18 protein-coding genes are annotated in these 26,990 nt (G+C 74.0%); 5 read left to right on the top strand and 13 right to left on the bottom strand.

Annotated features, from left to right (window positions below):
- The first annotated feature begins 5 nt into the window (after positions 1 to 5).
- Positions 6 to 737: an MBL fold metallo-hydrolase gene (locus tag AC5K6T_RS03380; RefSeq protein WP_493205466.1), complete on the top strand. Its 732-nt coding sequence runs from the start codon at positions 6 to 8 to the stop codon at positions 735 to 737.
- A 31-nt stretch (positions 738 to 768) separates the two neighbouring features.
- Positions 769 to 1,647: a DUF3097 domain-containing protein gene (locus tag AC5K6T_RS03375; RefSeq protein WP_493205465.1), complete on the top strand. Its 879-nt coding sequence runs from the start codon at positions 769 to 771 to the stop codon at positions 1,645 to 1,647.
- Between the two features lie 344 nt (positions 1,648 to 1,991).
- Here AC5K6T_RS03375 and hemW read toward each other — a convergent pair whose 3' ends face one another.
- From hemW to lepA, 4 genes are all read right to left on the bottom strand, one after another.
- On the bottom strand, positions 1,992 to 3,224 hold the full coding sequence (hemW, locus tag AC5K6T_RS03370) for a radical SAM family heme chaperone HemW (protein ID WP_493205463.1): 1,233 nt from the start codon (positions 3,222 to 3,224) through the stop codon (positions 1,992 to 1,994).
- A 255-nt stretch (positions 3,225 to 3,479) separates the two neighbouring features.
- Positions 3,480 to 5,348: a SpoIIE family protein phosphatase gene (locus AC5K6T_RS03365; RefSeq protein WP_493205461.1), complete on the bottom strand. Its 1,869-nt coding sequence runs from the start codon at positions 5,346 to 5,348 to the stop codon at positions 3,480 to 3,482.
- Positions 5,349 to 5,753: 405 nt separating this feature from the next.
- Entirely contained in the window at positions 5,754 to 7,628 is a 1,875-nt protein-coding gene (locus tag AC5K6T_RS03360; RefSeq protein ID WP_493205460.1) for an AMP-dependent synthetase/ligase, read from the bottom strand.
- 579 nt (positions 7,629 to 8,207) lie between these two features.
- Positions 8,208 to 10,079: a translation elongation factor 4 gene (lepA, locus tag AC5K6T_RS03355; protein ID WP_493205458.1), complete on the bottom strand. Its 1,872-nt coding sequence runs from the start codon at positions 10,077 to 10,079 to the stop codon at positions 8,208 to 8,210.
- A gap of 263 nt (positions 10,080 to 10,342) precedes the next feature.
- Here lepA and rpsT point away from each other — a divergent pair, with 263 nt between their 5' ends.
- On the top strand, positions 10,343 to 10,609 hold the full coding sequence (rpsT, locus tag AC5K6T_RS03350) for a 30S ribosomal protein S20 (protein WP_493205457.1): 267 nt from the start codon (positions 10,343 to 10,345) through the stop codon (positions 10,607 to 10,609).
- A gap of 321 nt (positions 10,610 to 10,930) precedes the next feature.
- Here rpsT and AC5K6T_RS03345 read toward each other — a convergent pair whose 3' ends face one another.
- The 9 genes from AC5K6T_RS03345 to leuS form a co-directional block, all read right to left on the bottom strand.
- Complete coding sequence (locus AC5K6T_RS03345; protein ID WP_493205455.1) at positions 10,931 to 11,326, bottom strand: nuclear transport factor 2 family protein; 396 nt, start codon at positions 11,324 to 11,326, stop codon at positions 10,931 to 10,933.
- Positions 11,327 to 11,643: 317 nt separating this feature from the next.
- Entirely contained in the window at positions 11,644 to 12,630 is a 987-nt protein-coding gene (gene holA, locus AC5K6T_RS03340) for a DNA polymerase III subunit delta (protein WP_493205453.1), read from the bottom strand.
- Between the two features lie 406 nt (positions 12,631 to 13,036).
- Positions 13,037 to 13,282, bottom strand: coding sequence for a hypothetical protein (locus AC5K6T_RS03335; protein WP_493205451.1), 246 nt, complete (start codon positions 13,280 to 13,282; stop codon positions 13,037 to 13,039).
- Between the two features lie 129 nt (positions 13,283 to 13,411).
- Positions 13,412 to 14,257: an arylamine N-acetyltransferase family protein gene (locus AC5K6T_RS03330; RefSeq protein WP_493205449.1), complete on the bottom strand. Its 846-nt coding sequence runs from the start codon at positions 14,255 to 14,257 to the stop codon at positions 13,412 to 13,414.
- A 4-nt stretch (positions 14,258 to 14,261) separates the two neighbouring features.
- Positions 14,262 to 17,087, bottom strand: coding sequence for a ComEC/Rec2 family competence protein (locus AC5K6T_RS03325; RefSeq protein WP_493207310.1), 2,826 nt, complete (start codon positions 17,085 to 17,087; stop codon positions 14,262 to 14,264).
- Positions 17,088 to 17,221: 134 nt separating this feature from the next.
- Entirely contained in the window at positions 17,222 to 17,908 is a 687-nt protein-coding gene (locus AC5K6T_RS03320; RefSeq protein ID WP_493205448.1) for a helix-hairpin-helix domain-containing protein, read from the bottom strand.
- Positions 17,909 to 18,562: 654 nt separating this feature from the next.
- Positions 18,563 to 19,408: a DegV family protein gene (locus AC5K6T_RS03315; protein WP_493205446.1), complete on the bottom strand. Its 846-nt coding sequence runs from the start codon at positions 19,406 to 19,408 to the stop codon at positions 18,563 to 18,565.
- A 72-nt stretch (positions 19,409 to 19,480) separates the two neighbouring features.
- A complete protein-coding gene (locus AC5K6T_RS03310; protein ID WP_493205444.1) occupies positions 19,481 to 20,308 on the bottom strand; it encodes a hypothetical protein in 828 nt (275 codons plus the stop codon).
- Between the two features lie 268 nt (positions 20,309 to 20,576).
- A complete protein-coding gene (gene leuS, locus AC5K6T_RS03305) occupies positions 20,577 to 23,450 on the bottom strand; it encodes a leucine--tRNA ligase (RefSeq protein ID WP_493205442.1) in 2,874 nt (957 codons plus the stop codon).
- Positions 23,451 to 24,083: 633 nt separating this feature from the next.
- Here leuS and AC5K6T_RS03300 point away from each other — a divergent pair.
- Positions 24,084 to 25,370, top strand: coding sequence for a cytochrome b/b6 domain-containing protein (locus AC5K6T_RS03300; protein ID WP_493205440.1), 1,287 nt, complete (start codon positions 24,084 to 24,086; stop codon positions 25,368 to 25,370).
- Positions 25,367 to 26,980: an NADH-ubiquinone oxidoreductase-F iron-sulfur binding region domain-containing protein gene (locus AC5K6T_RS03295; RefSeq protein ID WP_493205438.1), complete on the top strand. Its 1,614-nt coding sequence runs from the start codon at positions 25,367 to 25,369 to the stop codon at positions 26,978 to 26,980. The genes AC5K6T_RS03300 and AC5K6T_RS03295 overlap by 4 nt, the downstream gene beginning before the upstream one ends.
- The last annotated feature ends 10 nt before the right edge of the window (positions 26,981 to 26,990 follow it).

Below are 26,990 nucleotides of genomic sequence, written 5' to 3'. Positions count from 1 at the left end.
GCCGTATGACCGTGACTTGGGAAGAGCTGGGGTGGGAGCGGCTGGCCCCGGGGGTGGGCCGGTGCCGGCTGCCGGGGTGGGACTGCACGGCGGGGCTGGTCGTCGGCGAGGGGGCGGCGCTGCTGATCGACGCGGGTTCGAGCCTCTCCGAGGGGGCTCTGCTGCGGACCCGGGCCGAGTGGCTGTCCGGCGGCGGTGTGACCCATCTCGCTCTCACCCACCCGCACTTCGACCATGTCTTCGGGGCGGCGGCGTTCGCGGACGCGGAGGTGTTCGGCGCGGTGGGCGTGGACGCAGCGCTCAGCGGCGCGCGGGCGCGCAGCGAGCTGTACGCGGACGCGGTCCGCAACGGGCTGGCCGAGGAAGTCGCGCGGGAGGCCGCGGACGCGCTGGCCGCTCCGCGCCACCACGTCACCGGGGAGTGGACGCTCGACCTCGGCGGCGGCCGCCAGGTCCTGCTGGCGAACGTGGGGCCGGGCCACACCGCCCACGATCTGGCGGTTCTGGTGCCCGGCTCGCCGGAGACCGTGTTCTGCGGCGACCTCGTCGAGGAGTCCGGCGCGCCGCAGGCGGGCCCGGACGCCGTGCCGTCCCGCTGGCCGGACGCCCTGGACCGGCTGCTGGCCCTGGGCGGTGAGGACGCACTGTACGTCCCCGGACACGGTGCGGTGGTGGACGCCGGGTTCGTGCGGCGGCAGCGGGACGAGCTGGCGGACCGCTTCGGCGTGTCGCTCTGACCGGGCGGGCGCTTCTCCTATCGTCATCCGAATGCGCCCACCCGCCTCCCGCCGCCGCCCTCCCGCCGAGGGCCCCTCGGGCCCGCGCCCCCGCGCGTACTCCCCCGACCTGACCCCGCCGTGGAAGAAACCCGCCGCCGTACCGGAGGTCCCCGCCGAGCCGGGCCTGGTGGTAGAGGAGCCGACGACCGGCTTCTGCGGCGCGGTGATCCGCTGCGAGGCGGGCACGGTGACCCTGGAGGACCGCTTCGGCAAGCACCGGGTGTTCCCGCTGGAGCCGCGCGGCTTCCTGCTGGAGGGCAGGGCGGTGACGCTGGTCCGCCCCGCCCCGGGACCGGCCCGCCCGGCCCGTACGGCGTCCGGGTCCATCGCCGTCCCCGGGGCGCGGGCGCGGGTGGCCCGTGCGGGCCGGATCTATGTCGAGGGGCGCCACGACGCGGAGCTCGTGGAGCAGGTCTGGGGCGACGACCTGCGCATCGAGGGCGTGGTCGTGGAGTACCTGGAGGGCGTGGACGACCTGCCGTCGGTCGTGGCGGAGTTCGCGCCCGGCCCCGACGCCCGCCTCGGCGTCCTCGTCGACCACCTCCTGCCGGGCACGAAGGAGTGGCGGATCGCGCAGCAGGTGACCGGCGAGCACGCCCTGGTGGTGGGGCACCCGTACATCGACATCTGGGAGGCCGTGAAACCGTCCTGCCTCGGCATCCCGGGCTGGCCGCAGGTCCCCCGCGGGCAGGACTGGAAGACCGGCGTGTGCCGGGCGCTGGGCTGGCCGCCGGAGAACACCGGGGCGGTGTGGCAGGCCATCCTGAAGCGGGTGGGGTCCTACCGGGACCTGGAGCCGGAGCTGCTGGGCCGCGTCGAGGAACTCATCGACTTCGTCACGGCCGGCGGTGACGCCGGACCCCGGTAGCGCGGCGGGGCTGTCCCTTCCGGTCCCGCCCCATCCCGCCCCATCCCGCCCCGACCCGCCCCGTTTCGGTCCCGTTTCGGTCCCGCCCCCTCCGGTTCCGCCCGCATGTCCGTCCCGCCCTGCCCCGTTCCGCCCTACCTCGCCTTGTCCCGTCCCGTCCGCGGCCGTCCCGCTCCGCCTTGCCCCGTTCGCCGCCGTCCGTCCCGCCCTGCCCCGCCTCACCCCGCGCCCGTCCGCGGCCGTCCGTCCCGCTCCGCCTCGCCCTGTCCGCCGCCGTCCGTCCCGCCTGGCCCTGCCCTGCCTCGGACTGAGCTGTTCCGGCCTGTGCGGCTCACCTGTGCGGCTCAGTCGACCAGGTCCCTGACCACCGCGTCCGCGAGCAGTCGCCCGCGCAGTGTCAGCACCGCGCGCCCCTCGTCGTACGGCCGCTGCTCCAGCAGGCCCTCGGCCAGTGCCCGGCGCGCGGCCGCGAGTCCCCGTTCGCGCAGCAGGGTCAGCGGCGCACCCTCGCGCAGCCGCAGCTCCAGCAGGATCCGCTCGACCCGCCGGTCCTCCTCGGCCAGCACCTCCCGGCCGGCGCCCGGTGAGCGGCCCCCGGCGAGTGCGGCCGCGTACCCGCCGGGGTGCTTGACGTTCCACCAGCGCACCCCGCCGACGTGGCTGTGGGCGCCGGGGCCCGCGCCCCACCAGTCGGCGCCGCGCCAGTACAGCTCGTTGTGGAGGCAGCGGGCGGCCGGGGAGGTGGCCCAGTTCGAGACCTCGTACCAGTCGAAGCCGGCCTGCGCGAGCACCGAGTCGGCGATGAGGTAGCGGTCGGCGTGGACGTCGTCGTCCGTCATCGGGACCTCGCCGCGGCGGATGCGGTGCGCCAGCCGGGTGCCCTCCTCGACGATCAGCGCGTAGGCCGACACATGGTCGGGTCCGGCTCCCAGCGCGGCCTCCAGCGAGGCCCGCCAGTCGTCGTCGGACTCGCCGGGGGTGCCGTAGATGAGGTCCAGGTTGATGTGGTCGAAGCCCACGGCCCGGGCCTCGCCCACGCAGGCCTCCGGCCGGCCGGGGGTGTGGGTGCGGTCGAGGACGTCGAGCACGTGCCTGCGGGCACTCTGCATGCCGAAGGAGATCCGGTTGAAGCCGCCCTCGCGCAGGGCGCTCAGATAGGCGGGGTCGACGGAGTCGGGGTTGGCCTCGGTGGTGACCTCGGCGTCGGGCGCCAGGCCGAACTCGTCGCGGACCGCGTCCAGCATCCGCACCAGGTCCGCGGCGGGCAGCAGGGTCGGGGTGCCGCCGCCGACGAACACCGTACGGACCTCGCGCGGGTCGTCGCCGAGCACCTTGCGGGCCAGGCGGATCTCGTCGGCCAGGGTCTCGGCGTAGTTGTCGCGGGAGGCGAGGACACCGCCGGTGCCGCGCAGTTCCGTCGCGGTGTACGTGTTGAAGTCGCAGTAGCCGCAGCGGGTCGCGCAGTAGGGAACGTGCAGGTAGAAGCCGAGGGGCCGGTCGGCGGCCCGGGCGAGCGCGGCGGCGGGCAGCGCGCCGTCGGCGGGGACGGGCTCGCCGTCGGGGAGTGCGGAGGGCATGTCCTCCAGTGTCCCTCATACGTCCGGTACGCCCGTGCCCCCTCGCGGACGCCCCTCGCGGACGCCCCTCGCGGACGCACCTCGCGGGGGGGGGACGCCTCCCGGGGACGGCGCCCGCCGTCCGTACGCGCTCCCGTGGCGCCCCCCGGTGCCTGCGTGCAGCTGTGACGCCGGTGCGTGCGCCGCGCCTGTGACGCCGGTGCGAGCGCCGCTCGGGCCCGGCGCCCCTCGGGCCCGCGCCGCTGTGGGACGGCCTCACTCCGCCTGCAGCACCAGCAGCGCCAGGTCGTCCTCGGGGGGCAGGACCCCGAAGTCGTGCACGAGCCGGCGGATGCGCTCGGCGATGAGCCCGGCGTCGAGGCCCGCGCAGCTCGCCAGGGCGGCGGCGAGGCCGTCGGCGTCGTCGAACTGGCGGGACCCGTCACGCCGCTCGGTCACCCCGTCCGTGACGCACAGCAGGCTGTCGCCGGGCAGCAGTTCCAGGGTGTCGCTGGTGTAGGTCTCGTCCTCCACGACGCCGAGCAGGGTCTGCGGCCGAGCGACCGTGCGGACCCCGCCGTCCGGGCCGAGCAGCAGGGGCAGCGGGTGTCCGGCGGCGGCGAGGGTGCAGCGCAGGCCGCCGCCGTCGAGCAGGACCAGCTCCCCGTACAGCAGGGACAGGAAGCGGGTCTGGGGGCCGTCGCCGGGCGGTACCGGACCCGCCAGGGCGCGGGCGGCGGCGTCGGCGGCCTCGGTGGCGTCGTCGAGGAGCAGCTGGTTGAGGCGGTCCAGGACGTCCGCGACGCGGTACCCCTCGCGGGCCAGCAGCCGCAGCCAGGGCCGGGCCAGGCCGATCACCACGGCGGCCTCGGGGCCCTTGCCCTGGACGTCGCCGACGGCGAAGCACCAGCGGCCGTCACCGGCCGGGAACAGGTCGTAGAAGTCGCCGCTGGGGCCGCCCTTGTCGCGCGGTTCGTGGACGAACGCGCTGCGCACCCCCGGGATCTCGGGGAGCGCGCCCGGCAGCAGGCCGCGCTGGAGCACGGCGCTGATGGTGGCCTGCCGGGCGTACTGCCGGGCGGCGCCGACGGCCAGCGCGACCCGCCGGGCGAGGTCCTCCACCAGGCCGGTGACCTCGTCGGGGAAGCGGAGGATCCCGGCCCGGCCGAGGACGAGTGTGCCCAGCGGGCGGCCGCCGGCGATCAGCCGGTAGGCGAGCGCCGCGCCGTGCGGTGCGCCGGGCGCGAGCGCGGACGCGGGCCAGGGATGGGCGACCGGGCCGGAGCGCGGTGCGCCGCCGGGCCGGGGCGGCTCCTTCTCCAGGGTGCGGCGCAGCTCCTCCACCCGGTCCTCGCTGCCGTGCCAGACCCGCCCGAGGCGCGGCCCGCGGGCGCCGAGGCCGCTCCAGCCGCGTCCGGTGACCTCGTCCTCCAGCCAGATCGCGCACCAGTCGGCGAGCCGGGGCACGATCAGCTGGCCGGTGAGAGCGACGACGAGGTCCTCGTCGAGCTGTCCGGCGAGCAGGTCGGAGGCCTCGGCGAGGAAGGACAGCGCGCCCCGTCCGAGCCAGTCCCCGTCGCGGTCGGCACGCGGGACGGGCGGCACCAGGAGCGCGGCGGCGTGCGGGGCGCCCTCGGGATCGCAGCGCTCACCCTCCTCGGCGCCCAGCCGCGCCCACACGGTCTTGCTGCCGGGGCGGTAGGTGACGCCCCAGGCCTCGGCGAGCCCGGCGACCAGGCGCAGCCCGTGGCCGTGCTCCGGGCAGCCGTCCGGGACGTCGCGGGGCGGACGGGCCGGGTGCCGGTCGGTGACCTCGACGACGAGGGCTCCGCCGTCGTCCTCCAGCCGGCATCCCAGCTCGACGTCGGTGCCGGCGTGCACGACCGCGTTGGTGACCAGTTCGCTGAGCACGATCAGGGCGTCCCCGGTCAGCCGGTCCCCGAGGCGTTCGGCGCCCGGGACGCCGAGCTCCGCCCACTCCCGGAACGCGGCGCGCGCCAGGGCCCGCGCGGTGCCCGGGGCCGTGGGGCCGCCGTTCACCGTGGTCCGCAGGCAGGGGGCGCCGGGCCGGGCGGAGGCGGGAGCGGCGGGGCAGGCCGGGGTCTGGGGGGAGGCGGTCTCCCGTTGCACCGGAATGGCCCCCATGGAACGGCTCCCGAACAGTCGGACGTGGACGCATCTGTCGACCGCCAGAGTGACAGAAAGAACCCGTCCGTGAGCAGGTAGTCACGGAAGAGAGGCGTCACGGCCCGGTCTCCGTGCTACGGTGCGCCGCTCTGCCGCCCCCGCGCCGCCCCCGCGAGGCCCCAGACCACGACGGGCCTCGCCGCGGGGGCCGGCCGTGCGGAGGCCGGGCAGGTGAGGGCCGGGCAGGTCAGGGCCGGGCAGGTCAGGGCCGGAGGTGGCCGCGCGCCCGCCCAGCCACTGCCGCCGGGCGCGCGGGGGCGGGGACGACTACCGGGCCCGGCCGGATGCCCAGGGCCGGCTGTCCCGGGGCGGCTGTCCCCGGCGGCTGTCCGGGGCCGGAGCTCCCGGGTCCGGGCCGTCCCTCTACGCCTCGCGGGCGCCCGCGTACATCTCCTCCAGCAGGTGCCGGTACTCCCGCTCCACCACCGGCCGCTTCAGCTTCAGGCTCGGTGTGATCTCACCGTGCTCGACGTCGAGGTCGCGGGGCAGCAGCCGGAACTTCTTGATGGTCTGCCACCGCTGGAGGCCGGAGTTGAGCTCCTGGACGTAGCCCTCGACCATCTCGACGGTGGCGGGCGCCGCCACGACCTCCGCGTACGACCTGCCCTGGAGGCCGTGCTCGTCGGCCCAGGCGGTGATCGCGGCCTCGTCGAGGGCGATCAGGGCGGTGCAGAAGTTCCGGTCGGCGCCGTGGACGAGGACGTTGGACACGAACGGGCAGACCGCCTTGAACTGCCCCTCGATCTCGGTCGGCGCGACGTACTTGCCGCCGGAGGTCTTGAAGAGGTCCTTCTTGCGGTCGGTGATGCGCAGGTAGCCGTCCGGGGACAGCTCGCCGATGTCGCCGGTGTGGAACCAGCCGTCCGGCTCCAGGACCTCCGCCGTCTTCTCGGGCAGCTTGTGGTAGCCCTCCATGATGCCGGGGCCGCGCAGCAGGATCTCGCCGTCGTCCGCGATGCGCACCTCGCAGCCGGGCAGCGGCTTGCCCACGGTGCCGGTGCGGTAGGCCTCTCCGGGGTTGACGAAGGACGCGGCGGAGGTCTCGGTGAGGCCGTAGCCCTCCAGGATGTGGATGCCCGCACCGGCGAAGAAGTAGCCGATCTCCGGTGCCAGGGCGACCGAGCCGGAGACGCAGGCGCGGAGATTGCCGCCGAACGCCTCGCGCAGCTTGGCGTAGACGAGGGTGTCGGCGACCTTGTGCTTGGCGGCGAGACCGAACGGCGCGCTCGCGGTGCCGGTGCGGCGGAAGTTGTCCTGGGTGACCTTGGCGTACTCGCGGGCGACGCCGGCCGCCCACTGGAAGATCTTGTACTTGGCGGCACCGCCCGCGCGGGCCTTGGCCGCGACGCCGTTGTAGACCTTCTCGAAGATGCGTGGCACGGCCGCCATGTAGGTCGGCTGCACCACCGGCAGGTTCTCGATGATCTTGTCGATCCGTCCGTCGACGGCGGTCACGTGGCCGACCTCGATCTGGCCGGAGGTGAGCACCTTGCCGAAGACGTGCGCGAGGGGCAGCCACAGGTACTGCACGTCGTCCGGGCCGACCAGGCCGGTCGCGGCGGTGGCCTTCGCCATGTACGACCAGTTGTCGTGCGGCAGGCGCACCCCCTTGGGGCGGCCGGTGGTGCCGGAGGTGTAGATCAGCGTGGCGAGCTGGTCGGCGGTGATCGCCGCGACCCGCTCCTCGATCAGCTCGGGGTCCTTCTCCAGCCGCGCGGCACCGCGCTTCTCCAGCTCGGCGAGGGACAGCACCCGGTCGTCGGTCTGCACGCCCTCGTCGTCGATGACGACGATGTGGGTGAGGTCGGGCAGCTCGGCGCTCCGCTCCTGCGCCTTGGCGACCTGTCCGGCGTCCTCCGCGATCAGCACCCGGCTCTCGGAGTCGGAGAGGATGTAGGCGGCCTCGTCGGCGTTGGTCTGCGGGTAGATCGTGGTGGTGGCCGCGCCGGCGCACATGATGCCCAGGTCGGCGAGCAGCCACTCGATGCGGGTGCCGGAGGCGAGGGCGACGCGCTGCTCGGGCTGGACACCCAGTTCGATGAGGCCGGCCGAGATGGCGCGGACCCGCTCGGCCGCCTGGGACCAGCTCAGCGACTTCCATACGTCGGGCCCCTGGCCGGAGGCGTCTGGCACCGGATAGCGGTAGGCCTCGGCGTCCGGCGTGGCCGCCACGCGCTCCAGGAAGAGGCCCGCGACAGACGGCGGACGGTTCTCGATCAGGGTCTGTGTGTCGCTCACGACATCCTCCGGGGCCCGCGACGATGCGGCTGGCTCAGGGCGGCTTGCGCCGGCACTGCGGCTTTTTCTCACTCACGGGCCGTTGTTTAACTCGTGAGTAACTATCGGGCAGGGACAGGTTAGAGCCCGATCGGCTCTCGCGTAAGGGTGTGCGGCCTGTCACTTTGCCCGCACATGGGCCGCGCACCTAATCGACGGTCCGGCCGGTGGTCCGCTCAGTGGTCCACTCAGTGGTCCCCTGCGAGGTCCGCTCCGCGGTGGATCCGGACGTCCCGGCGTGGGCCCTGGTGGGGTCCTGCTCGGGCGTACCCGCCGGCCTGCAGAGGGGCCCGCCACACTTTCGTGTGACGAGCCCCGGAACACCTCCGTTCCGGCGCTGCCGGACCGGGCACGGACACGGCTCGGACCCGGCAGGGAACGCGGAACGGAACGGACACGGCCCGGAGCCCACGGCCCGGAGCGCACGGCCGGGAGCGCACGCCGGGAAGCGGGGACGGCTGGGAGCCGGCGCGGGGCCGGGAGGGACCCGGCCTCCGGCACGGCCGGGGGCCCGGGCCCGGGGGCCGCCGCCCGGCGGCACTACTTCTTCGGCTTGCTCGACCCGCTGTCGTCGCTGGACAGGACCGCGATGAAGGCCTCCTGCGGAACCTCGACGGAGCCCACCATCTTCATCCGCTTCTTGCCCTCCTTCTGCTTCTCCAGCAGCTTCCGCTTGCGGGAGATGTCACCGCCGTAGCACTTGGCGAGGACGTCCTTGCGGATGGCGCGGATGGTCTCGCGGGCGATGACCCGGGACCCGATGGCGGCCTGCACCGGGACCTCGAAGTTCTGCCGGGGGATGAGCTCCCGGAGCTTGGCGACGAGCCGCACTCCGTACGCGTAGGCCTGGTCCTTGTGGGTGATCGCCGAGAAGGCGTCGACCTTGTCGCCGTGCAGCAGGATGTCGACCTTGACCAGGGAGCTGTTCTGCTCGCCGGTGGGCTCGTAGTCCAGGGAGGCGTAGCCGCGGGTCTTGGACTTCAGCTGGTCGAAGAAGTCGAAGACGATCTCCGCGAGGGGCAGTGTGTAGCGGATCTCGACACGGTCCTCGGAGAGGTAGTCCATGCCGAGCAGGGTGCCGCGCCGGGTCTGGCACAGCTCCATGATCGCGCCGATGAACTCGGTCGGGGCGAGGATCGTCGCCCGGACGACCGGCTCGTACACCTCGGCGATCTTGCCCTCGGGGAACTCGCTCGGGTTGGTGACGACGTGCTCGACACCGTCTTCCATGATCACGCGGTAGACCACGTTGGGCGCGGTGGCGATCAGGTCCAGGCCGAACTCGCGCTCCAGCCGCTCCCGGATCACGTCCAGGTGCAGCAGGCCCAGGAAGCCGACGCGGAAACCGAAGCCGAGAGCCGCCGACGTCTCCGGCTCGTAGACCAGCGCGGCGTCGTTGAGCTGGAGCTTGTCCAGTGCCTCGCGCAGCTCCGGGTAGTCGGAGCCGTCCAGCGGGTACAGGCCGGAGAAGACCATCGGCTTGGGGTCCTTGTACCCGCCGAGCGGCTCGGTCGCCCCCTTGACCTGGCTGGTGACGGTGTCGCCGACCTTGGACTGGCGGACGTCCTTCACACCGGTGATCAGGTAGCCGACCTCGCCGACGCCGATGCCGTCGGCGGGCAGCATCTCGGGCGAGTTGGTGCCGATCTCCAGCAGCTCGTGGGTGGCGCCGGTCGACATCATGCGGATGCGCTCGCGCTTGTTGAGCTGGCCGTCGATGACCCTGACGTACGTCACGACGCCCCGGTAGGAGTCGTAGACCGAGTCGAAGATCATCGCGCGGGCGGGCGCGTCGGCGACGCCGACCGGCCGGGGGATCTCGGCGACGACCCGGTCGAGCAGGGCCTCGACCCCCAGGCCGGTCTTGGCGGAGACCTTGAGCACGTCGTCCGGGTCGCAGCCGACCAGGTTGGCCAGCTCCTCGGCGAACTTCTCCGGCTGCGCGGCCGGAAGGTCGATCTTGTTGAGCACGGGGATGATCGTGAGGTCGTTCTCCATCGCCAGGTAGAGGTTGGCGAGGGTCTGGGCCTCGATGCCCTGGGCGGCGTCGACGAGGAGGATGGTCCCCTCGCAGGCGGCGAGCGACCGTGAGACCTCGTAGGTGAAGTCGACGTGCCCCGGGGTGTCGATCATGTTGAGGATGTGCGTGGTGCCCTGGTCGGGGCCCGACGTCGGGGCCCAGGGCAGACGCACGGCCTGGGACTTGATCGTGATGCCGCGCTCGCGCTCGATGTCCATGCGGTCGAGGTACTGAGCGCGCATCTGCCGCTGCTCGACCACGCCGGTCAACTGGAGCATCCGGTCGGCGAGGGTGGACTTGCCGTGGTCGATGTGCGCGATGATGCAGAAGTTGCGGATCAGAGCCGGGTCGGTACGGCTCGGCTCGGGCACATTGTTAGGGGTCGCGGGCACGCAGGGTCCTGATTCTTGAGGTATCCGCAAGCGGTGGGCGGTCTCGGGTCGGATCGATACGTAGCCTCCATGGTCCCACGGGCGGCGACCGGCATCCGGTTTGGGCTGGCCGCGGAGGCGCTGGTAGCCTGGGTGGCTGTGTCTCATGCCCTCTCAGCGCGAGGCACACCATCAAGAAATCACCTGGTAATCACCTGGTACGGGTCCGGGATCCCCTGACGGGAGTCCCGCTGACGCGTGCCTGAACCTGAAAAGGCTCATTCGTGGCGAACATCAAGTCCCAGATCAAGCGGATCAAGACCAACGAGAAGGCCCGGCTGCGCAACAAGGCCGTCAAGTCCTCCCTGAAGACCGCGATCCGCAAGGCCCGCGAGGCCGCTGCCGCGGGTGACGTCGAGAAGGCCACCGAGTACCAGCGCGCCGCCGCGCGTCAGCTCGACAAGGCCGTCTCGAAGGGCGTCATCCACAAGAACCAGGCCGCCAACAAGAAGTCGGCGCTTGCTTCCAAGGTCGCGGCCATCAAGGCCTGACACCTTCTTTGATCTGAGCGGTTCCCCCGGGGACGGCCGGCCCTCACGGGACGTGGCCGGACCAGCGGGACCGCGTCGCCGGAAGGAACCCGGGCGGGCCCTCTCTCATCCGCCCCCGGCCGGCGCCCCGAGCCTGTACGCGGCCTGCGTTCGCCACGCGGGTACGGGCTCAGCAGCGTGAACCGAAGGCCCCGCTGCCCGTCCTTCCCCAGGGCGGGCGGCGGGGCCTTCGTCGCGCCCCCGCCGCCGGTCGCGCGCCTTCCGGCCGAGGCCTCTGGCTTCACGACCGCGGCGTCGGTCGCACTGCGCCGACCGTGGTCGTCACGACCAGAACTCGTTGTCCTTCTCGATGTCCACGACGCACTCGTCGATGTCCGTGATCTTGTCGCCGAGGATGCGGAAGACGAGGCAGCCGTCCTCGTCGTACCGCTTGCCCTGCCGCTCGGCCGACAGATGGTGCAGGGACACCGCATGGCCCCGCCCGTCGGTGAAGACCGAGCGCAGATCGGCCCGCATGTTGCCGCCGGTCTCCTCGAACATCCGGCCGTACATGCCGACGATCGCGTCCTGGCCCTTGAAGTCACCAGAGAGCGGGTGGCTGCCGGGCACATGGTGGGTGCAGTCCGCCGTCATCAGTCCACGCAGGGTGTCCATGTCCCCGCGTGCGAAGGCGTCGTAGCCCTGGCGGACCAGCTGGGCGTGGGGGTGTTCGGCCATGGTGACCGCCACCTCTCCTCGGATCGGTGTGGCTGGCTGACACCCCCGATTCTCCTCCGCGGCGCCGGGCGCGTCCTCCGGAGGGCCGCTCCCGCACCCACACGGCGCGAACGCGGGGCGGCAGCGGCAGCGGCAGCGGCAGCGGCAGCGGCAGCGGCAGCGGCAGCGGCAGCGGCAGCGGCAGGAACGGTCCGGGTCCGGTACAGGTCCGGGTCCGGTACAGGTCCGGGTCCGGTACAGGTCCGGGTCCGGTACAGGTCCGGGTCCGGGTCCGGTACGGGTCCGGTACGGGTCCGGGTCCGGTACGGTCCGCGAGGTCAGCGGCCCCGGGAACGAGCCGCCCGCGCGACGATCACGACAGCCTTCTCCAGGGCGTACTCGGGGTCGTCCCCGCCCCCCTTCACTCCCGCGTCGGCCTCGGCGACGGCCCGCATCGCCACCGCCACACCGTCCGCGGTCCAGCCCCGCATCTGCTGCCGCACCCGGTCGATCTTCCACGGCGGCATGCCCAGCTCACGCGCCAGGTCGGCGGGGCGGCCTCCCCGCGCGGAGGACAGCTTGCCGATGGCCCGCACCCCCTGCGCCAGCGCGCTGGTGATCAGCACCGGCGCCACGCCGGTGGACAGGGACCAGCGCAGCGCCTCCAGTGCCTCGGCGGCGCGCCCCTCCACGGCCCGGTCGGCGACCGTGAAGCTGGAGGCCTCCGCCCGTCCGGTGTAGTAGCGCCCGACGACGGCCTCGTCGATGGTCCCCTCCACGTCGGCGACCAGTTGCGCCGCGGCCGACGCCAGCTCCCTGAGGTCACTGCCGATGGCGTCGACCAGCGCCTGGCAGGCCTCCGGCGTGGCGGACCGCCCGTGCGTGCGGAACTCCTGGCGGACGAAGGCCAGCCGGTCCGCCGGCTTGGTCATCTTCGGGCACGCCACCTCGCGCGCCCCGGCCTTGCGCGCCGCGTCCAGCAGCGCCTTGCCCTTGGCGCCGCCCGCGTGCAGCAGCACCAGGGTGATCTCCTCGGCGGGTGCTCCGAGGTACGCCTTCACGTCCTTGACCGTGTCCGCGGACAGATCCTGCGCGTTCCGCACCACCACGACCTTGCGCTCCGCGAACAGCGACGGGCTCGTCAGCTCCGCCAGGGTGCCCGGCTGCAACTGGTCCGAAGCCAGGTCCCGTACATCGGTGTCGGCGTCCGCGGCCCTGGCCGCGGCCACGACCTCCCGCACGGCACGGTCCAGCAGCAGTTCCTCCTGTCCCACGGCGAGCGTCACCGGGGCGAGGGGGTCGTCGTTCGCAGTCTTCCTGGCCATCGCCCCAAGCATGGCACGCCCCACCGACAACGACGCCACACCCGCCGACGGGCGACCGGAGACAGCCGACCGCCAGGGCGGCACCGGCATCGACACCGGTGTCCGCACCGGTACCGGCATCGACACCGACACCGGTGTCCGCACCGGTACCGACACCGACACCGACACCGACACCGGCACCGGCACCGGCACCGACAGCAGCGCCCAGGACGGCAGCCGAGCGGAGGGTGCGGCAGTGGGCCGGTCCCCTCGACGGCCCGCGTGCCGAGGACGGACGGCGCCGCCGCCTCCGCCCCGAGGACCGTACGGAGCCACCGCCCCCGGACGCAGGCGTCGCCCCGGCCGCCACCCGCAACAGCCACCCTCCGCGGCGGGTGCCCGCGAGCGGAAGGCACCGCCGAGGCTTCTACGGCTCCTCGCGCCAGCCCTCCCACTCACCGGCGAACGCGTCCAGGTCCGCGGGGTCCAGCCGCTCGTCCTCGTCGCGGAGGAGGACGAGCCACTGGGCGTCCTCCGCGTCGTCCTCGCCGGCCAGCGCGTCCCGCAGCAGCCGCGGCTCCTCGTGCAGGCCGAACCTCGCCCCCAGTGCCTCGGCCACCTCCTCCGCAGCGTCCCGGTCGGGCAGCACCAGCACATGTCTCACATCGCTCACGGCCCCATCCTCCGGCACGCGGTCGGGCGCTCCTCCCCCGGCCCACCGGCGCAGGACGCGGGCGCCCGCACGACGGCCCGCGGATCCCGGTTCCGGCCTCCGGGCACGGCCGGCCGACGCCCCGCGCCCTCAGCCGCCGTCCCGCGGCGCCTCCCGCACCGCAGGCACCCTGTCCAGCCGAATCCCGAACCTCTCCCGGTACAGCGCCAGCACCTCCTCGTCCGTGTCCGGTTCGCGCACCTCACGCTCCCCTCCGGGCGCCGTCACGGTGAGGCTCCGGCCGCTGAGGGTGATCCGTCCCCCGTCCTCCGTCAGCCGCGAGCACACCAGCGACCGCCGGAAGTGCGACCGCGGGGAGGTGCTGTGCCACCACGCCCCGACGGCGAAGTCCGCCAACGCCCTGGGCCGCACCTCCAGCCGGTACACGGGCCGGCCGGCCCTCAGCACGTCCAGGTCCCCGAACTCCTCCGCACCGTCGCGCGCCCCGCGGGCCCCGGCGCCGTCCCGCCGCGCCTCCACCACGCGGAACACCCCACCGGGGTCCTCCTGTTCGCCGCGCGCACCGAACTCCAGCGGCAGATGGGCGTGCGCCCCGAAACCGACGTCCGCGAGCCACTCTCCCCCGTCCACCGTCCGCACCCGCAGCGCGAGATGGTCGTACGGGATGCCCAGCCGCCCCTCCTCCCCGTACACGCGTGCCGCCAGGTAAGCGACGTCGAACCCCAACGCGGTCAGCAACGCACCGAAGGCGCCGTTGAGTTCGTAGCAGAAGCCGCCCCGGTGCGCTCCGACCAGCTTGTCCAGCAGCCGCTTCGGCTCCAGTTCGACGCCCTCCCCGAGGTGGATCGACAGGTTCTCGAAGGGCACGGTCCTCAGATGCCTCAGGTGCAGGTCGCGCAGGACGTCCACGGTGGGCCACGCCGGATGGTCCGCCCCGATGCGGGCGAGATAGGCCTCAACCTCTTCCGAATGCATGTTCTCAGTGTCGCGCCACCCGCACCTCCCTGCCCTCCCCGGTCACCGCCACCGCTCCTCCCTCGTCCGTCCGCAGCACCACCGCCCCCGACTCCCGCAGGGCCGCCACCGTGGCGGGGGCCGGGTGTCCGTAGGGGTTGTCCCTGCCCACGGAGACGAGCGCCAGTCGCGGCGCCGCCCACCGCATCAGCTCGGCCTGCTGATACGCGGACCCGTGATGAGCCACTTTCACGACATCCACGCCCGCGAAGAGCGCGGCCGCGGGCGACCGCAACAACGCACGCTGCCCCGGTGGTTCCAGGTCCCCCAGCAGCAGCATCCGCAGCCCCGCGGACCGCACCACCAGGGTGACGCTCGCATCGTTCGGCCCCTCCGGCTCCGGCATCCCGGGCGTGGTGGCCGCCCCGGCGGTGGGCGGCCCGCTCCCGGGAGGGACGCCCCCGACAGCCGGGGCCGTCCCCAGGGGCGGGCGCCCGTCCCCCGGCGGAACCAGGGGTGCCGCGCGTGGCGGCGGCCACACCACATCCCAGGTCAGGGGTCCGGCACGGCCTCGTTCACCGGCCGCCGCCCGGCCGACCGGAATCCGCCGGGCGGCCGCCTCCCGGCGCACGAACGCCACCTGCCCGGCCGGTTCCTCGAACCCGGTCGTCCGGATCTCCCCCACCGACCGGCCTCGCAGCACGCCGGGCAGCCCGGCCACATGGTCCGCGTGGAAGTGCGTCAGCACCACCAGGGGCACCTCGGTGACGCCGAGTCCGCGCAGACACCGGTCGACCGGTTCCGGGTCGGGGCCCGCGTCCACCACCACTGCGCTGCCCGCACCCGCCGCCAGCACCAGCGCGTCCCCCTGGCCCACGTCGCACATCGCCAGCCGCCAGTCGGGCGGCGGCCAGCCCGTGATCACCATGGCCAGCGGAGGCGGCCGCACCACCGCGAGCAGCAGCAGCGCCCCGCACACCGCGGACAGCCACGGCCGGACGAGCAGCCGCCGGCCCAGCCACACCACCGTCGCGGTGAGCAGCGCCAGCAACAGCGCCCCCGTCCAGCCGGCCGGCCAGTCCACTCCCCCGCCGGGCAGCGCGGCCCCGGCCCGCGCCACATCCGCGATCCACCCCACGGGCCAGCCGGCCGACCACGCCAGGCCCTTGGCGACCGGCATCGCCACCGGGGCGACGCCCAGCGACGCGAACCCCAACACCGTGGCCGGACCGACCGCGAACTCCGCCAGCAGATTGCACGGCACCGCCACCAGGCTGACCCGCGACGACAGCACCACCACGACCGGCGCGCACAGTGCCTGTGCCGCCGCGGCCGCGGCCAGGGCCTCCGCCACCCGCGGCGGAACACCCCGCCGCCGCAGTGCGGAGCTCCAGCGCGGCGCGATCGTCAGCAGCGCGCCCGTGGCCAGCACCGACAGCAGGAAGCCGTAACTCCGCGCCAGCCACGGGTCGTACAGCACCAGCAGCAGCACCGCCGTCGCCAGCGCCGGGATCAGCGCTCGGCGGCGTCCGGTGACCAGGGCCAGCAGCGCGACGGCTCCGCAGGCGGCCGCCCGCAGCACGCTGGGATCGGGCCGGCACACCACCACGAACCCCAGGGTCAGGACCCCGCCCGCGAGCGCGGTGGCCCGCAGCGGGATGCCCAGACGCGGGGCGAGACCGCGCCGCTCGGCCCGCTGCGCCAGTCCGGCGGGGCCGAGCAGCAGTGCCAGGACCAGCGTCAGGTTCGCACCGGATACGGCGAGCAGATGTGCGAGGTCGGTCTTCTTGAACGCGTCCGCCAGCTCGGGCGTGATCCGGGAGGTGTCGCCGACCACGAGGCCGGGCAGCAGGGCCCGCTCGTCCTCCGGCAGCCCCGCGGCCGCCTCCCGCAGCCCGGCCCGTAGCCGCCCCGCCAGCCGCTGGTGCGCCGACGGCTCGCCGGTCACCTCGGGCGCCGTGGCGCCCCGCACCCGCAGCAAGCCCGCGATCCGGTCACCACCGACGAGGGCCGGTGCCAGCCGCCCGGTCACCCGCAGCCGCGTCGAGGGCAGCAGGCCCAGCCAGGAAGAGCCGGCCCGCTCCGGGCCTCCGGCACCACGGACCGGCACGGATCCGTCTCCCGGCACGGATCCGCCTCCCGGCACGGGGGCGTCTCCCGGCGCGGGTCCGTGTCCCCGGTCGGCTGCCCGTCCCGGCGCGGGCCCCCGCGGCTGCCCGACGTCGGCCATCACGAGCACCGGGGTACGCGTCACCGACGCGGTCCCGTCCGGAGCCACGACCGTGCGCACCTCGGCCGCCACGAGGACCACGGCCGCGGCCATCCGGTCACCCCGCACCTTCGGCCGGGACAGCCGCGGGTCCGCCGTCACGTCGATCTCCGCGGTCACCGTGGCGTACCGCCGGACCAGCTCCGGCACCGGTCCGCGGCGCACGTCGGCCCCGTGCGCCACCGCCGACGCGGCCGCCCCGGCCGCACAGAGCAGCACGGCCGCCGCCATGCCCGCCGACCACGACCACGACCACCGCCCCGGCCCGAACCTCATCTCCGGCCCCGGCCCCGGGTCCGACCCCGCACCCGGCCCCGCCCTCGACCGTGGCACCCACCGCCGCACCCACCGCGCCGGCCCCGCCCTGCGCCGCGGCCCACCACGCCCCAGGCTCACCAGCAGCCCTGCCGCCGCAACGGCACACGTGACCGCGACGGCGAGCACCGGGCCCGGCGAGGCGTCCAGTGCGAGGGCGGCGGTGGACCAGGCCGCGAGCGCGGGCGGCACAAGCCGCAGGTCCGGCGGCGCCTCCGCCGGCCGGGGGTGGGCGCGGCCGAGGCGTCCCCCGGACTCGGCGTGCACGGGGCTGCGGGCCGGGGCGGTGGGGGCGGTCGGACCGAGCGCCCCCGTTCGGCCCGTCGGGCCGCCCGCCGTCGCTCCGCCCGCCCCGCCGCCGTCCGGCGTTCCGCCCGCCCGCGGCGTGCCCGCACCGGCTGTCACGGCCGCACCAGGTTCCGCAGATCGGCGAAGCGGCGCTCACCGATGCCGTCGACCTCCCTCAGTTCGTCGACCGTGCGGAACCCGCCGCGCCGGGTCCGGTAGTCGATGATGTGCTGCGCGAGCACCGGCCCCACACCCGGCAGGCCGTCCAGCTGTTCGGCCGTGGCCGTGTTCAGGGAGACCGGTACCGCGGGAATCGCGAGGGCGGCGGCCGCCCCGGTCCCGGCACCGGCCGCCGCACCGGCCGCCGGACCGCCGGCCGGACCGTCCGGGCCGGCGGCCGGCGGGCCTCCGACATGGAGCTGCTCCCCGTCCACCAGGAACCGGGCCCGGTTGAGGCCGTCGACACGTGTACCGGGCCGCACCCCTCCCGCGGCCCGCAGCGCGTCGGCGACACGTGACCCCACCGGGAGTTGATGGACGCCCGGTTCCCGGACCTTGCCGACCACGTCGACCAGGATCCCGGCCACCGGCAGCGCCCCCGGCCGGGCCCCCGGCTGCGCAGCGGCCGTCGGTGTGTCCGGGGGCCGGGCCGGTGCGGCGGAACCCATCGTCCCTGCGGCCTCGTAGGTCCCGGTGGCGCGCACGATCTCGGGGGCGGACACCGTCCGGGTCCGGCCGCTCCAGAAGTGCTGGGCGGCGAGTCCCGCCGCGACGAGCAGCACCAGGGCGAGCGCGGCCACACTGCGCCGCTCCAGAGCGCACCTGGTCTGTGCCCACAGGGGCAGTCGCTCCCGCAGGGCGAGCGTCGCCCGTTCCCTCCAGCCGTGGCCCCGGCCGCCGGACGGCGGGCCCCCGCCACGGCCCGGTCCGTCGGGTTCTGCGTCCTTCGCGCTCGGCCCCACCGCGGCCGGCCGGAGCGTTCGCCCCGCCTCCGTCTCCGGGACCGGCCCCGCCGAGCCCGGAGACGGAGCCGGCGTCGGGCCCGGGCCGCCGTCCCCCTCGGCCGGCTCCCCCGGCCACGCCGCCTCCGGCGGTTGTGCGCGCTCCCGCGGCGCGGGCACCGCCCCCGGCGGCCCGGCCCCGGTCCCGGTCCCGGGGGGCGCCGGCGGCCGGTCGGGGAACAGCGTCGAGGCGCGGCGCTGGAGTTCGCCGGCCGCCCGGTCGGCCCGTCGGGCCCGGGCGGGTCGCCGGCGGTGACGGATGCGGCCGTCGGAGAGCGGGGCCCGGCCGGGGCCACTGGTCGCGGACGGTGTCTGCGCAGATGATCGAAGTGCCATGCGACGAGGATCACGTGCCGCACGACGCCGTGGTGATCTCGCTCGAATCCCGTGGACAACGCGGTAGTTGTGGATAACCCCGCCACCCGGACGGGCGACCGTCGGCAGGCGCCCCGCTCAGCGCGCCGAGACGACGACCCCGAGCAGCCCCGGTCCGGTGTGTGCCCCGATCACCGCGCCGACCTCGCTGACATGCAGGTCGACCAGACCGGGCACGCGGTCGAGGAGGTGGTCCGCAAGGGTGTCGGCCCGTTCGGGGGCCGCGAGATGGTGGACCGCGATGTCGACAGCCGCGACACCGGCGCGTTCGACGACAAGCTCCTCCAGGCGGGCGATGGCCTTGGAGGCGGTGCGGACCTTCTCCAGCGGGCCGATGCGGCCGCTGTCGAGCTGGAGCAGGGGTTTCACCGCGAGAGCGGAGCCGAGGAGCGCCTGCGCGGCCCCGATCCGGCCGCCGCGGCGCAGGAAGTCGAGGGTGTCGACGTAGAAGTACGCGGAGGTGCCCGCGGCCCGCTTCTCCGCGGCGCCGACGGCGTCGTCGAGTGTGCCACCCGACTCGGCGGTCTCGGCCGCCGCGAGCGCGCAGAAGCCGAGGGCCATCGCGACCATGCCGGTGTCGACCACCCGCACGGGCACGGGGGCCTCACGGGCGGCGAGGACGGCGGCGTCGTAGGTGCCGGACAGTTCGGCGGAGAGGTGGAGCGAGACGATGCCGGTGGCCCCGGAGGCGGCGACCTCGCGGTAGTGCCGTGCGAAGAGCTCGGGGCTGGGCCGGGAGGTGGTGACGGGGCGTCGCTTCTGCAGGGCCTGGGCGAGCGACCGGGTGGAGATCTCCGTGCCCTCGTCGAGCGCCTGGTCGCCGAGCACCACGGTCAGGGGGACCGAGGTGATGCCGTGACGCTCCATCGTCCGCTGCGGCAGGTAGGCCGTTGAATCGGTGACGATCGCGACATGGCGGGACATGAGCTGGAGGTTACCTGGCGTAGCGCTGGTGCGGCAGCCCGGCCCCGCTCGGCGGGGGCATCGGAAGCGTACTCAGGTGGTGCTCTCGGGACGGGGCTTCTTCTGCCAGGAGTAGGTCGGACGCCGGCCGGGCGGGGTGATCGCGGGCCGGTCCGGTTCCCCGGTGGGCCGTGCTTGCGGCTCTCCCGGCCAGGTCTGGCCGGCCGCGGCACCCGCGTCCTCGGGCGTGGGCCATGCGTGCCGCGGGGACTGCTGCGCCGGCTGTTGCGCCGGCTGTTGCGCCGACTGCTGTGGCGGCTGCTGGGGCGATCGCTGCGGCGACGGGCGCGACGCCTGCTGCGGTGCGGCCGACTCGTCCGTCGCCCAGTGGCGCAGGGCGCCCGCCTCCAGGTCGATCTGTGTGCTGAGCGAGTCCAGGTCGTCCTCGGCGAAGCGGCGGGCCCGGTCGCGGGCGGCCCAGCGGAGCGCGTCCGCGGAGCCGGTGATGCGCTCGGTGCGCTCGCGCAGCGCGGGCAGGCGCGCGGTGAGCGTGGACCGGTCCGGCTCCGATTCCAGGCGCCGGAGCTCGGCGTCGAGCTCGCGGCCGTGCGCGCTGAGGCGTTCGAACAGGCCGAGGGACTCTCTCAGGGACTCGTCCTCGGCCACGCCCGCGTGCAGCGCGTCCTGGGTGGCCCGCATGGAGGTCCGCAGGGAGAGTCTGAGCTGGGCGACCTCGCCCGCCGGGCCCGGCTGGGCGAAGGACTTCGCCCGCAGGGCGTGGTCCTCGACCGTGCGGCGGGCCTGGGTGAGGGTGCGGTCCACGCCGCGCTTGGCGGCACCGACCGCCTTGACCGCGGCGTACGCACCGGCCGCCAGGAACAGCACGAGGAGCAGGGCCATCACTGCGAGCACCGCTTCCACCACTCTCCTCCTCCGGCCGGCCGCGGCACACCGCGTGCCGCTCTTCAAACGGTAAACGCAACGGGCAGGTTCGGAGTTCCAGCGGAACCCGGAACCTGCCCGTAGGGGACTACCCCCAGCCGGAGGCGACCACCGCGGTGCACGGCCGCCGGACCCGGAGACCATGGCCCGAAGACCACAGCCCGGAGACCATGGCCCGAAGACCACAGCCCGGAGACCGCGGCCCGGAGACCGCGGCCCGGAGCAGGCGCTCCGTCGTCGGCCGGCCTCAGGCCGTGACGATGTTCACCAGCTTCGGCGCGCGCACGATGACCTTGCGGACACCCGCCCCGCCCAGTGCGGCGACGACCTTCTCGTCGGCCAGCGCCGCCCGCTCCAGCTCCTCCTCGGAGATGCCCGGCGGCACCTCCAGGCGGGCCTTGACCTTGCCCTTGATCTGGACGACGCAGGTGACGGCCTCGTCGACGACGTACCGCGGGTCCGCCACGGGGAAGTCGTGGTGGACGACGGAGTCGGTGTGGCCCAGCCTGCGCCACAGTTCCTCGGCGACGTGCGGGGCCAGCGGCGCGATCATCAGCACCAGGGCCTCGGCCACGTCGCGCGGCACGGCGCCGCCGGTCTTGGTCAGGTGGTTGTTCAGTTCGGTGATCTTGGCGATGGCGGTGTTGAAGCGCATGCCCTCCAGGTCGCCGCGGACACCGTCGACCGCCTTGTGCAGGGCGCGCAGGGTCTCCTCGCCGGCCTCGGCGTCGACGACGGTGACCTCGCCGGTGGCCTCGTCGACGACGTTGCGCCACAGCCGCTGCAGCAGGCGGAACTGGCCGACGACGGCGCGCGTGTCCCAGGGCCGGGAGACGTCCAGCGGGCCCATGGCCATCTCGTACAGGCGCAGCGTGTCGGCACCGTACTCGGCGCAGATCTCGTCCGGGGTGACGGCGTTCTTCAGGGACTTGCCCATCTTGCCCAGCAGCCGGGAGACCTTCTCGCCCTGGTGGTGCCAGGCGCCGTCGCGCTCCTCGACCTCGGCTGCGGGCACCGCGATGCCACGGCTGTCGCGGTAGACGTAGGCCTGGATCATGCCCTGGTTGAACAGCTTGTGGAACGGCTCCGCCGAGGACACGTGGCCCAGGTCGAAGAGGATCTTCGACCAGAACCGGGCGTACAGCAGGTGCAGCACGGCGTGCTCGGCACCGCCGACGTACAGGTCGACGCCGCCGTGCGGAGCGCCGTCGCGCGGGCCCATCCAGTACCGCTCGATCTCCGGGTCGACCAGCTTCTCGGAGTTGTGCGGGTCCAGGTAGCGCAGTTCGTACCAGCAGGAGCCGGCCCAGTTGGGCATGGTGTTGGTCTCGCGGCGGTACTTCTTCGGCCCGTCGCCCAGGTCCAGGGTGACATCGACCCAGTCCTCGTTGCGCGACAGCGGCGTCTCGGGTTCGGTGTCGGCGTCGTCGGGGTCGAAGGTGCGCGGGGAGTAGTCGTCGACCTCGGGCAGTTCCAGCGGCAGCATCGACTCGGGCAGCGCGTGCGCGGTGCCGTCCTCGTCGTAGACGATCGGGAAGGGCTCGCCCCAGTAGCGCTGGCGGCTGAACAGCCAGTCGCGCAGCCGGAAGTTGACGGTGCCCTCGCCGATGCCCTTGCGCTCCAGCCACTCGGTGATGCGCGCCTTGGCGTCGGCGACGCTCAGGCCGTCCAGGCAGATGCCGTCGTTGGCGGAGTTGATGATCCTGGCGTCGTGGGCGGTGTAGGCCTCCGTCCAGGTGGCGGTGTCCGTGCCGCGGCCGTCGGCGGGCTCGACGATGCACCGGACGGGCAGGTCGAAGGCGCGCGCGAACTCGAAGTCGCGCTGGTCACCGGCCGGCACCGCCATGATCGCGCCGGTGCCGTAACCCATCAGGACGTAGTCGGCGATGAAGACCGGGACCTGCTCGCCGTTGACCGGGTTGACGGCGAACGCGCCGGTGAAGACGCCGGTCTTGTCCTTGGCCTCGGCCTGCCGCTCGACGTCCGACTTGGCGGCTGCCTGGGCGCGGTAGGCGGCGACGGCCTCGGCCGGGGTGGCGTGGCCGCCGGTCCACGCCTCGCGGGTGCCCTCGGGCCAGACGGCGGGGGTGAACTTCTCCACCATCGGGTGCTCGGGGGCCAGCACCATGTAGGTGGCGCCGAACAGGGTGTCGGGCCGGGTGGTGAAGACGGTGATCTGCTCGCCGTCGATGGGGAAGTCGACGCGGGCGCCCTCGGAGCGGCCGATCCAGTTGCGCTGCTGCAGCTTGATGGCCTCGGGCCAGTCCAGCTCCTCCAGGTCCTCCAGCAGGCGGTCCGCGTATGCGGTGATGCGCATGTTCCACTGGCGCAGCTTGGCCTTGAAGACGGGGAAGTTTCCGCGCTCGGAGCGGCCGTCGGCGGTGACCTCCTCGTTGGCCAGGACGGTGCCCAGGCCGGGGCACCAGTTCACGGGTGCGTCGGAGGCGTAGGCCAGGCGGAACCCGCCCAGGACGTCGGCGCGCTCAGTGGCGGTCAGTTCGCTCCACGCGCGCGTGTGCCCGGGTACGGTGCGCTCCCCGGTCTCGAACTGGGCGATCAGCTCGGCGATCGGGCGGGCCTTGCGGGCCTCGTCGTCGTACCAGGAGTTGAAAATCTGCAGGAAGATCCACTGGGTCCACCGGTAGTAGTCCGGGTCGATCGTGGCGAACGACCGGCGCTTGTCGTGCCCCAGGCCCAGCCGTCGCAGCTGGGCCTTCATGTTCTCCATGTTGGCCTCGGTGGACACCCGCGGGTGCGTGCCGGTCTGCACGGCGTACTGCTCGGCGGGCAGGCCGAAGGCGTCGAAGCCCAGGGTGTGCAGGACGTTGTGCCCGGTCATGCGCTGGAAGCGGGCGTAGACGTCGGTGGCGATGTAGCCCAGGGGGTGGCCGACGTGCAGTCCCGCGCCGGACGGGTACGGGAACATGTCCATGATGAACTTCTTGGGCCGGTCCACCACGGCGGGGTCGCCCGCCAGGTCGCCGCGCGGGTTCGGCGCCGCGTAGGTGCCGTCGGCGTCCCAGAAGTCCTGCCAGCGTGCCTCGATCTCCGCGGCCATGGCGGCCGTGTAGCGGTGCGGCGCGGCCACCTCGGCGGCGGCAGCGGGGGTCGTCTCGCTCATGATCCTCAAAGCTCCATCGATCGTCTCTGCCAGCGGCTGCCATTCGGAAACGAAAAATCCCCTCGCACAGGAGGGGACGCCGCGCCGACTCCGGCCTCTCGGTTCATCCGGGGCCGGGACTGATCAGCGCGGCTCGCTAAGCAGAAGGCGTACGGCACGCATGGCGTCAGGGTACCGCAGCCCCGGAGCGCGGTGCGACGGCCTTCCACAACCCCTCCGGTACGCCGTGTCACCGCGGTCCGGGGCCTGCCGGCCGTCCCATGGCGGCCCGCCGCCCCTCCCGGCGCGCCGCCCGGGCACTCGCCGCCTCCCGTTCCGGCGCAGCTCACCGCCCTCCCTGTCCGGCACGTGGCGTCATCCCGTCCGCACGCCGCGTCACCGGACCGGGCCTGCGGCAGGCGGCGGTCCAGCCCCCGCGCGACGCCTCCCGCGTCACACACGCCAACCGGTCGGCACCGCCCGATCCTGAACCATAGTCAGAAATTACTTCGCGTAACACCCATTAACGGGGCATCGCAACGAGCCGATTGTCCTTTGATAACAACGCAATAACTCAAACCTCGTACTCTCCGGTATGCAGCCACTTAGAGTGCGGCCCCGGGACCGCTTTCCCGAACCGCTCGGAGTTGCCCCATGAACCCTCGACGCAGTACCAGCTCGCTCCCCAGGACCGGCCGCTCGGCCTATGGGGCCGCGACGGCTGCCGCTCTGCTCCTGATACCCCTGGTCGTCCTCGTGGGAGGTGAAAGGGTCCGGGACTTCCTGAACTTCGGCGCCGGCGTGCTGTCCCTCGTCTCGCTCAGCTGCTCGGTGATCTGGGGGCTCGTCGCCCAGGACCGGATCGTCCTGCGCACCCGGCAGCGGATCGTGGGCCAGGCGGTGCACCGGACCACCGCGGTCGCCTCGATCGCGTTCCTGCTGCTGCACATCACCACCAAGGTCGCGCTCGACCACGTGGAACTCGTCGGCGCGGTGGTCCCCTTCGCGCTCGGTGTCACCGGCAGCGAGGGCCTGATCGGTCTGGGCTCGCTGGCCGGCCTCATGATGATCTTCGTGGGCGTGACGGGCGCGCTGCGCAGCGCCTTCGCCTCCCCCGCCCCCGTCGCCGCCCGCTGGCGGGCCATGCACATGCTGGCCTACCCCGCCTGGTGCGCGGCTCTGGTGCACGGCCTGTACGCCGGCCGCGCCGCGAAGCCGGTGTTCGTGATCCTCTACGGCCTGTCCGTGCTCGGCGTGATGGCCGCGGTGGCCCTGCGTGCCGCCCCCCGCCCGGTCAAGCGCAAGATCGCCGACCGGGCCGCCGCCCTGCTCGGCGGTGAGGAGCAGCCGGGCCGGGAGGAACTCGACGCGAGCCGGACGAGGACGGCGGAGTTCGCGTCGGCGGGCCGGGGCGGCGGCGTGCCCCCGCAGCGGCAGTCCGCCGAGGCCTACGAGGCGCCCGCCGAGCCGGCGAACGGCTTCGCGGCCGCCTACCGGGCGGTGTCGCAGCCCCCGCGTGCGGAGGACTCCTTCACCGCCGGCCAGACCGCGCGGATGGACCTGTCCGGCGTCCAGCCCACCGTCCAGCCCCCGGTCGAGTCCGGCGTCCACGCCACGGGGCCGCTGCCCCGCGTGGACAGCCCGTCGGGCAGCTGGCCGATCCCGTCGCCGCCCCCGGTCGGCGAGGCCCCGCCGTCGGCCTACGACCCGCTCAGCGACACGGGATACACCATCCCGGCCTATGGCACTCCGGACACCGGCGCCTACGGTTCACGTGACGTGTACGACACGAATGAGTCGAACACCCTCTACGGCACGTACCACTCGGGTGACACGTACAACAGCGGTCCCGCCACAGAACCATTCCCCGGTGTCTCCTCCGACTACGAGGCACCGGGTTCGGGCGAACCTTGGAACACGCCCTCCGGAGGCTTTAAGTGAACGAGGCCCTGCCCGACGTCCCGGAAGTCCGCGTCGTCGGACTCCCGCAGCTCACGTCTGGCTTCGACCTTGTCGAACGGCTCGACCTGCCCATGCACCTGAAGGTGCACGGGCCGCTCGAGCCGACGGGCGGCGAGCAGCTCGCCCAGCTCGCCGAAAGCATCAACCTCAGGGGCCGCGGCGGCGCGGGCTTCCCCTTCCACAAGAAGCTGCGCTCGGTCGCCGAATCGGCGATCCGGCGCGGCGTCAGGCCGGTCGTGGTCGTCAACGGCAGTGAGGACGAGCCGGCCTGCCGCAAGGACACGGTGCTGATCAACCGTGCTCCGCACCTGATCCTGGACGGCGCGCTGCTGGCCGCGGAGGCCCTCGGCGCCCGGACGCTCGTCGTCGGGGTCACCCGCGAGTCCACCCAGCGCTCGATGGAGGCCGCGCTCGCCGAGCGGGGCCTGACCAACGGGCGAAGATCGGCGCTGCGCGCGCGTGTGCAGCGCAATCCGGTCCGCATGGTCACCGGGGCCGCCGCCTCGCTGATCCGCTCCATCGACGGCGGCCCGGCGATCCCGCCCGGCCGCAAGATCAGTGCCTCGAAGACCGGCGTGGGCGGCGCGCCCACCCTGCTGTCGAACGCCGAGACGTTCGCCCAGCTGGCCATCGCCGCCCGCATCGGCCCGGAGCGCTACCGCAACACGGGCCTGTACGACGAGCCGGGCACGGTTCTGCTGACCGTGTCCGGCGCGGTGGCCCGGCCCATGGTGATCGAGGTCCCCTCGGGGGTGCCGCTGCGCTACGTCCTTCAGCTGGCGGGCGCCCCGCCCGTCCCGCAGGGCGTGCTCACCGGCGGCTACCACGGCAAGTGGATCGACGCCGCGACCGTCAACGAGGCGATCGTCTCGCGCAACTCCCTCGACGCGGTGGGAGGTTCGCTGGGCGCCGGCGCCATCCTGCCGATCAGCCAGGAGACCTGCCCGCTGGGCGAGTCACTGCGGGTGGCGCAGTGGCTGGCGGAGGAGAGCGCGGGACAGTGCGGCCCCTGCTACCTCGGCCTGCCGGCCGCCGCACGCGGGCTGGAGGACATCCTCAACGGCGGCGGCCCGGCGGCGCTGGAGGCGGTGAAACAGGTCGCACGGAATGTGAAGCGGCGCGGGGCCTGCTCGCACCCGGACGGCTCGGCGATGTTCCTGGAGTCGACGGTGAAGGCGTTCACCGACGACCTCGCGGCGCACGTCCTGGGCAACGGCTGCGGACGCCCCGTCGCGGGTGTGCTGCCGCTCTTCGAGGGGGGCCGGGCCCCTACGGGCATCCCCGGTGGCGGCGAGGACGAGGAGAACGGCCCCAGCCGTCAGAAGATCTTCGTCGACTGGACGCTGTGCCGGGGCCACGGGCTGTGCGCGGACATCCTGCCCGAGGTCTTCGAGCTGGGCGCCGACGGCTTCCCGACGGTCGCCCAGGCCGCCGTGCCCCGCTACGCGGAGGCCAAGGCCCTGCGCGCGGTGCGCCGCTGCCCCGCGCTCGCCCTGCGCATCGAGGAGGACACGCGAGGACAGGCTCCCCCGCGCAACAACCTGCCGGTGCTGTCCCAGGGCCGCGGCCGCCGCGCGCTGGGCCGCTGAGCGCCCCCGC

It is taken from the genome of Streptomyces sp. B8-7 (genome assembly GCF_058833805.1).
This window is presented reverse-complemented; position numbering and strand designations above follow the sequence as displayed.

Excerpts from the sequence above, each read along its gene's own strand:
- AC5K6T_RS03380 (WP_493205466.1), top strand. The coding sequence starts at position 6 with ATGACCGTGACTTGGGAAGAGCTGGGGTGGGAGCGGCTGGCCCCGGGG.
- AC5K6T_RS03375 (WP_493205465.1), top strand. The coding sequence starts at position 769 with ATGCGCCCACCCGCCTCCCGCCGCCGCCCTCCCGCCGAGGGCCCCTCG.
- hemW (WP_493205463.1), bottom strand. The coding sequence starts at position 3,224 with ATGCCCTCCGCACTCCCCGACGGCGAGCCCGTCCCCGCCGACGGCGCG.
- AC5K6T_RS03365 (WP_493205461.1), bottom strand. The coding sequence starts at position 5,348 with ATGGGGGCCATTCCGGTGCAACGGGAGACCGCCTCCCCCCAGACCCCG.
- AC5K6T_RS03345 (WP_493205455.1), bottom strand. The coding sequence starts at position 11,326 with ATGGCCGAACACCCCCACGCCCAGCTGGTCCGCCAGGGCTACGACGCC.
- holA (WP_493205453.1), bottom strand. The coding sequence starts at position 12,630 with ATGGCCAGGAAGACTGCGAACGACGACCCCCTCGCCCCGGTGACGCTC.
- AC5K6T_RS03330 (WP_493205449.1), bottom strand. The coding sequence starts at position 14,257 with ATGCATTCGGAAGAGGTTGAGGCCTATCTCGCCCGCATCGGGGCGGAC.
- AC5K6T_RS03315 (WP_493205446.1), bottom strand. The coding sequence starts at position 19,408 with ATGTCCCGCCATGTCGCGATCGTCACCGATTCAACGGCCTACCTGCCG.
- leuS (WP_493205442.1), bottom strand. The coding sequence starts at position 23,450 with ATGAGCGAGACGACCCCCGCTGCCGCCGCCGAGGTGGCCGCGCCGCAC.
- AC5K6T_RS03300 (WP_493205440.1), top strand. The coding sequence starts at position 24,084 with ATGAACCCTCGACGCAGTACCAGCTCGCTCCCCAGGACCGGCCGCTCG.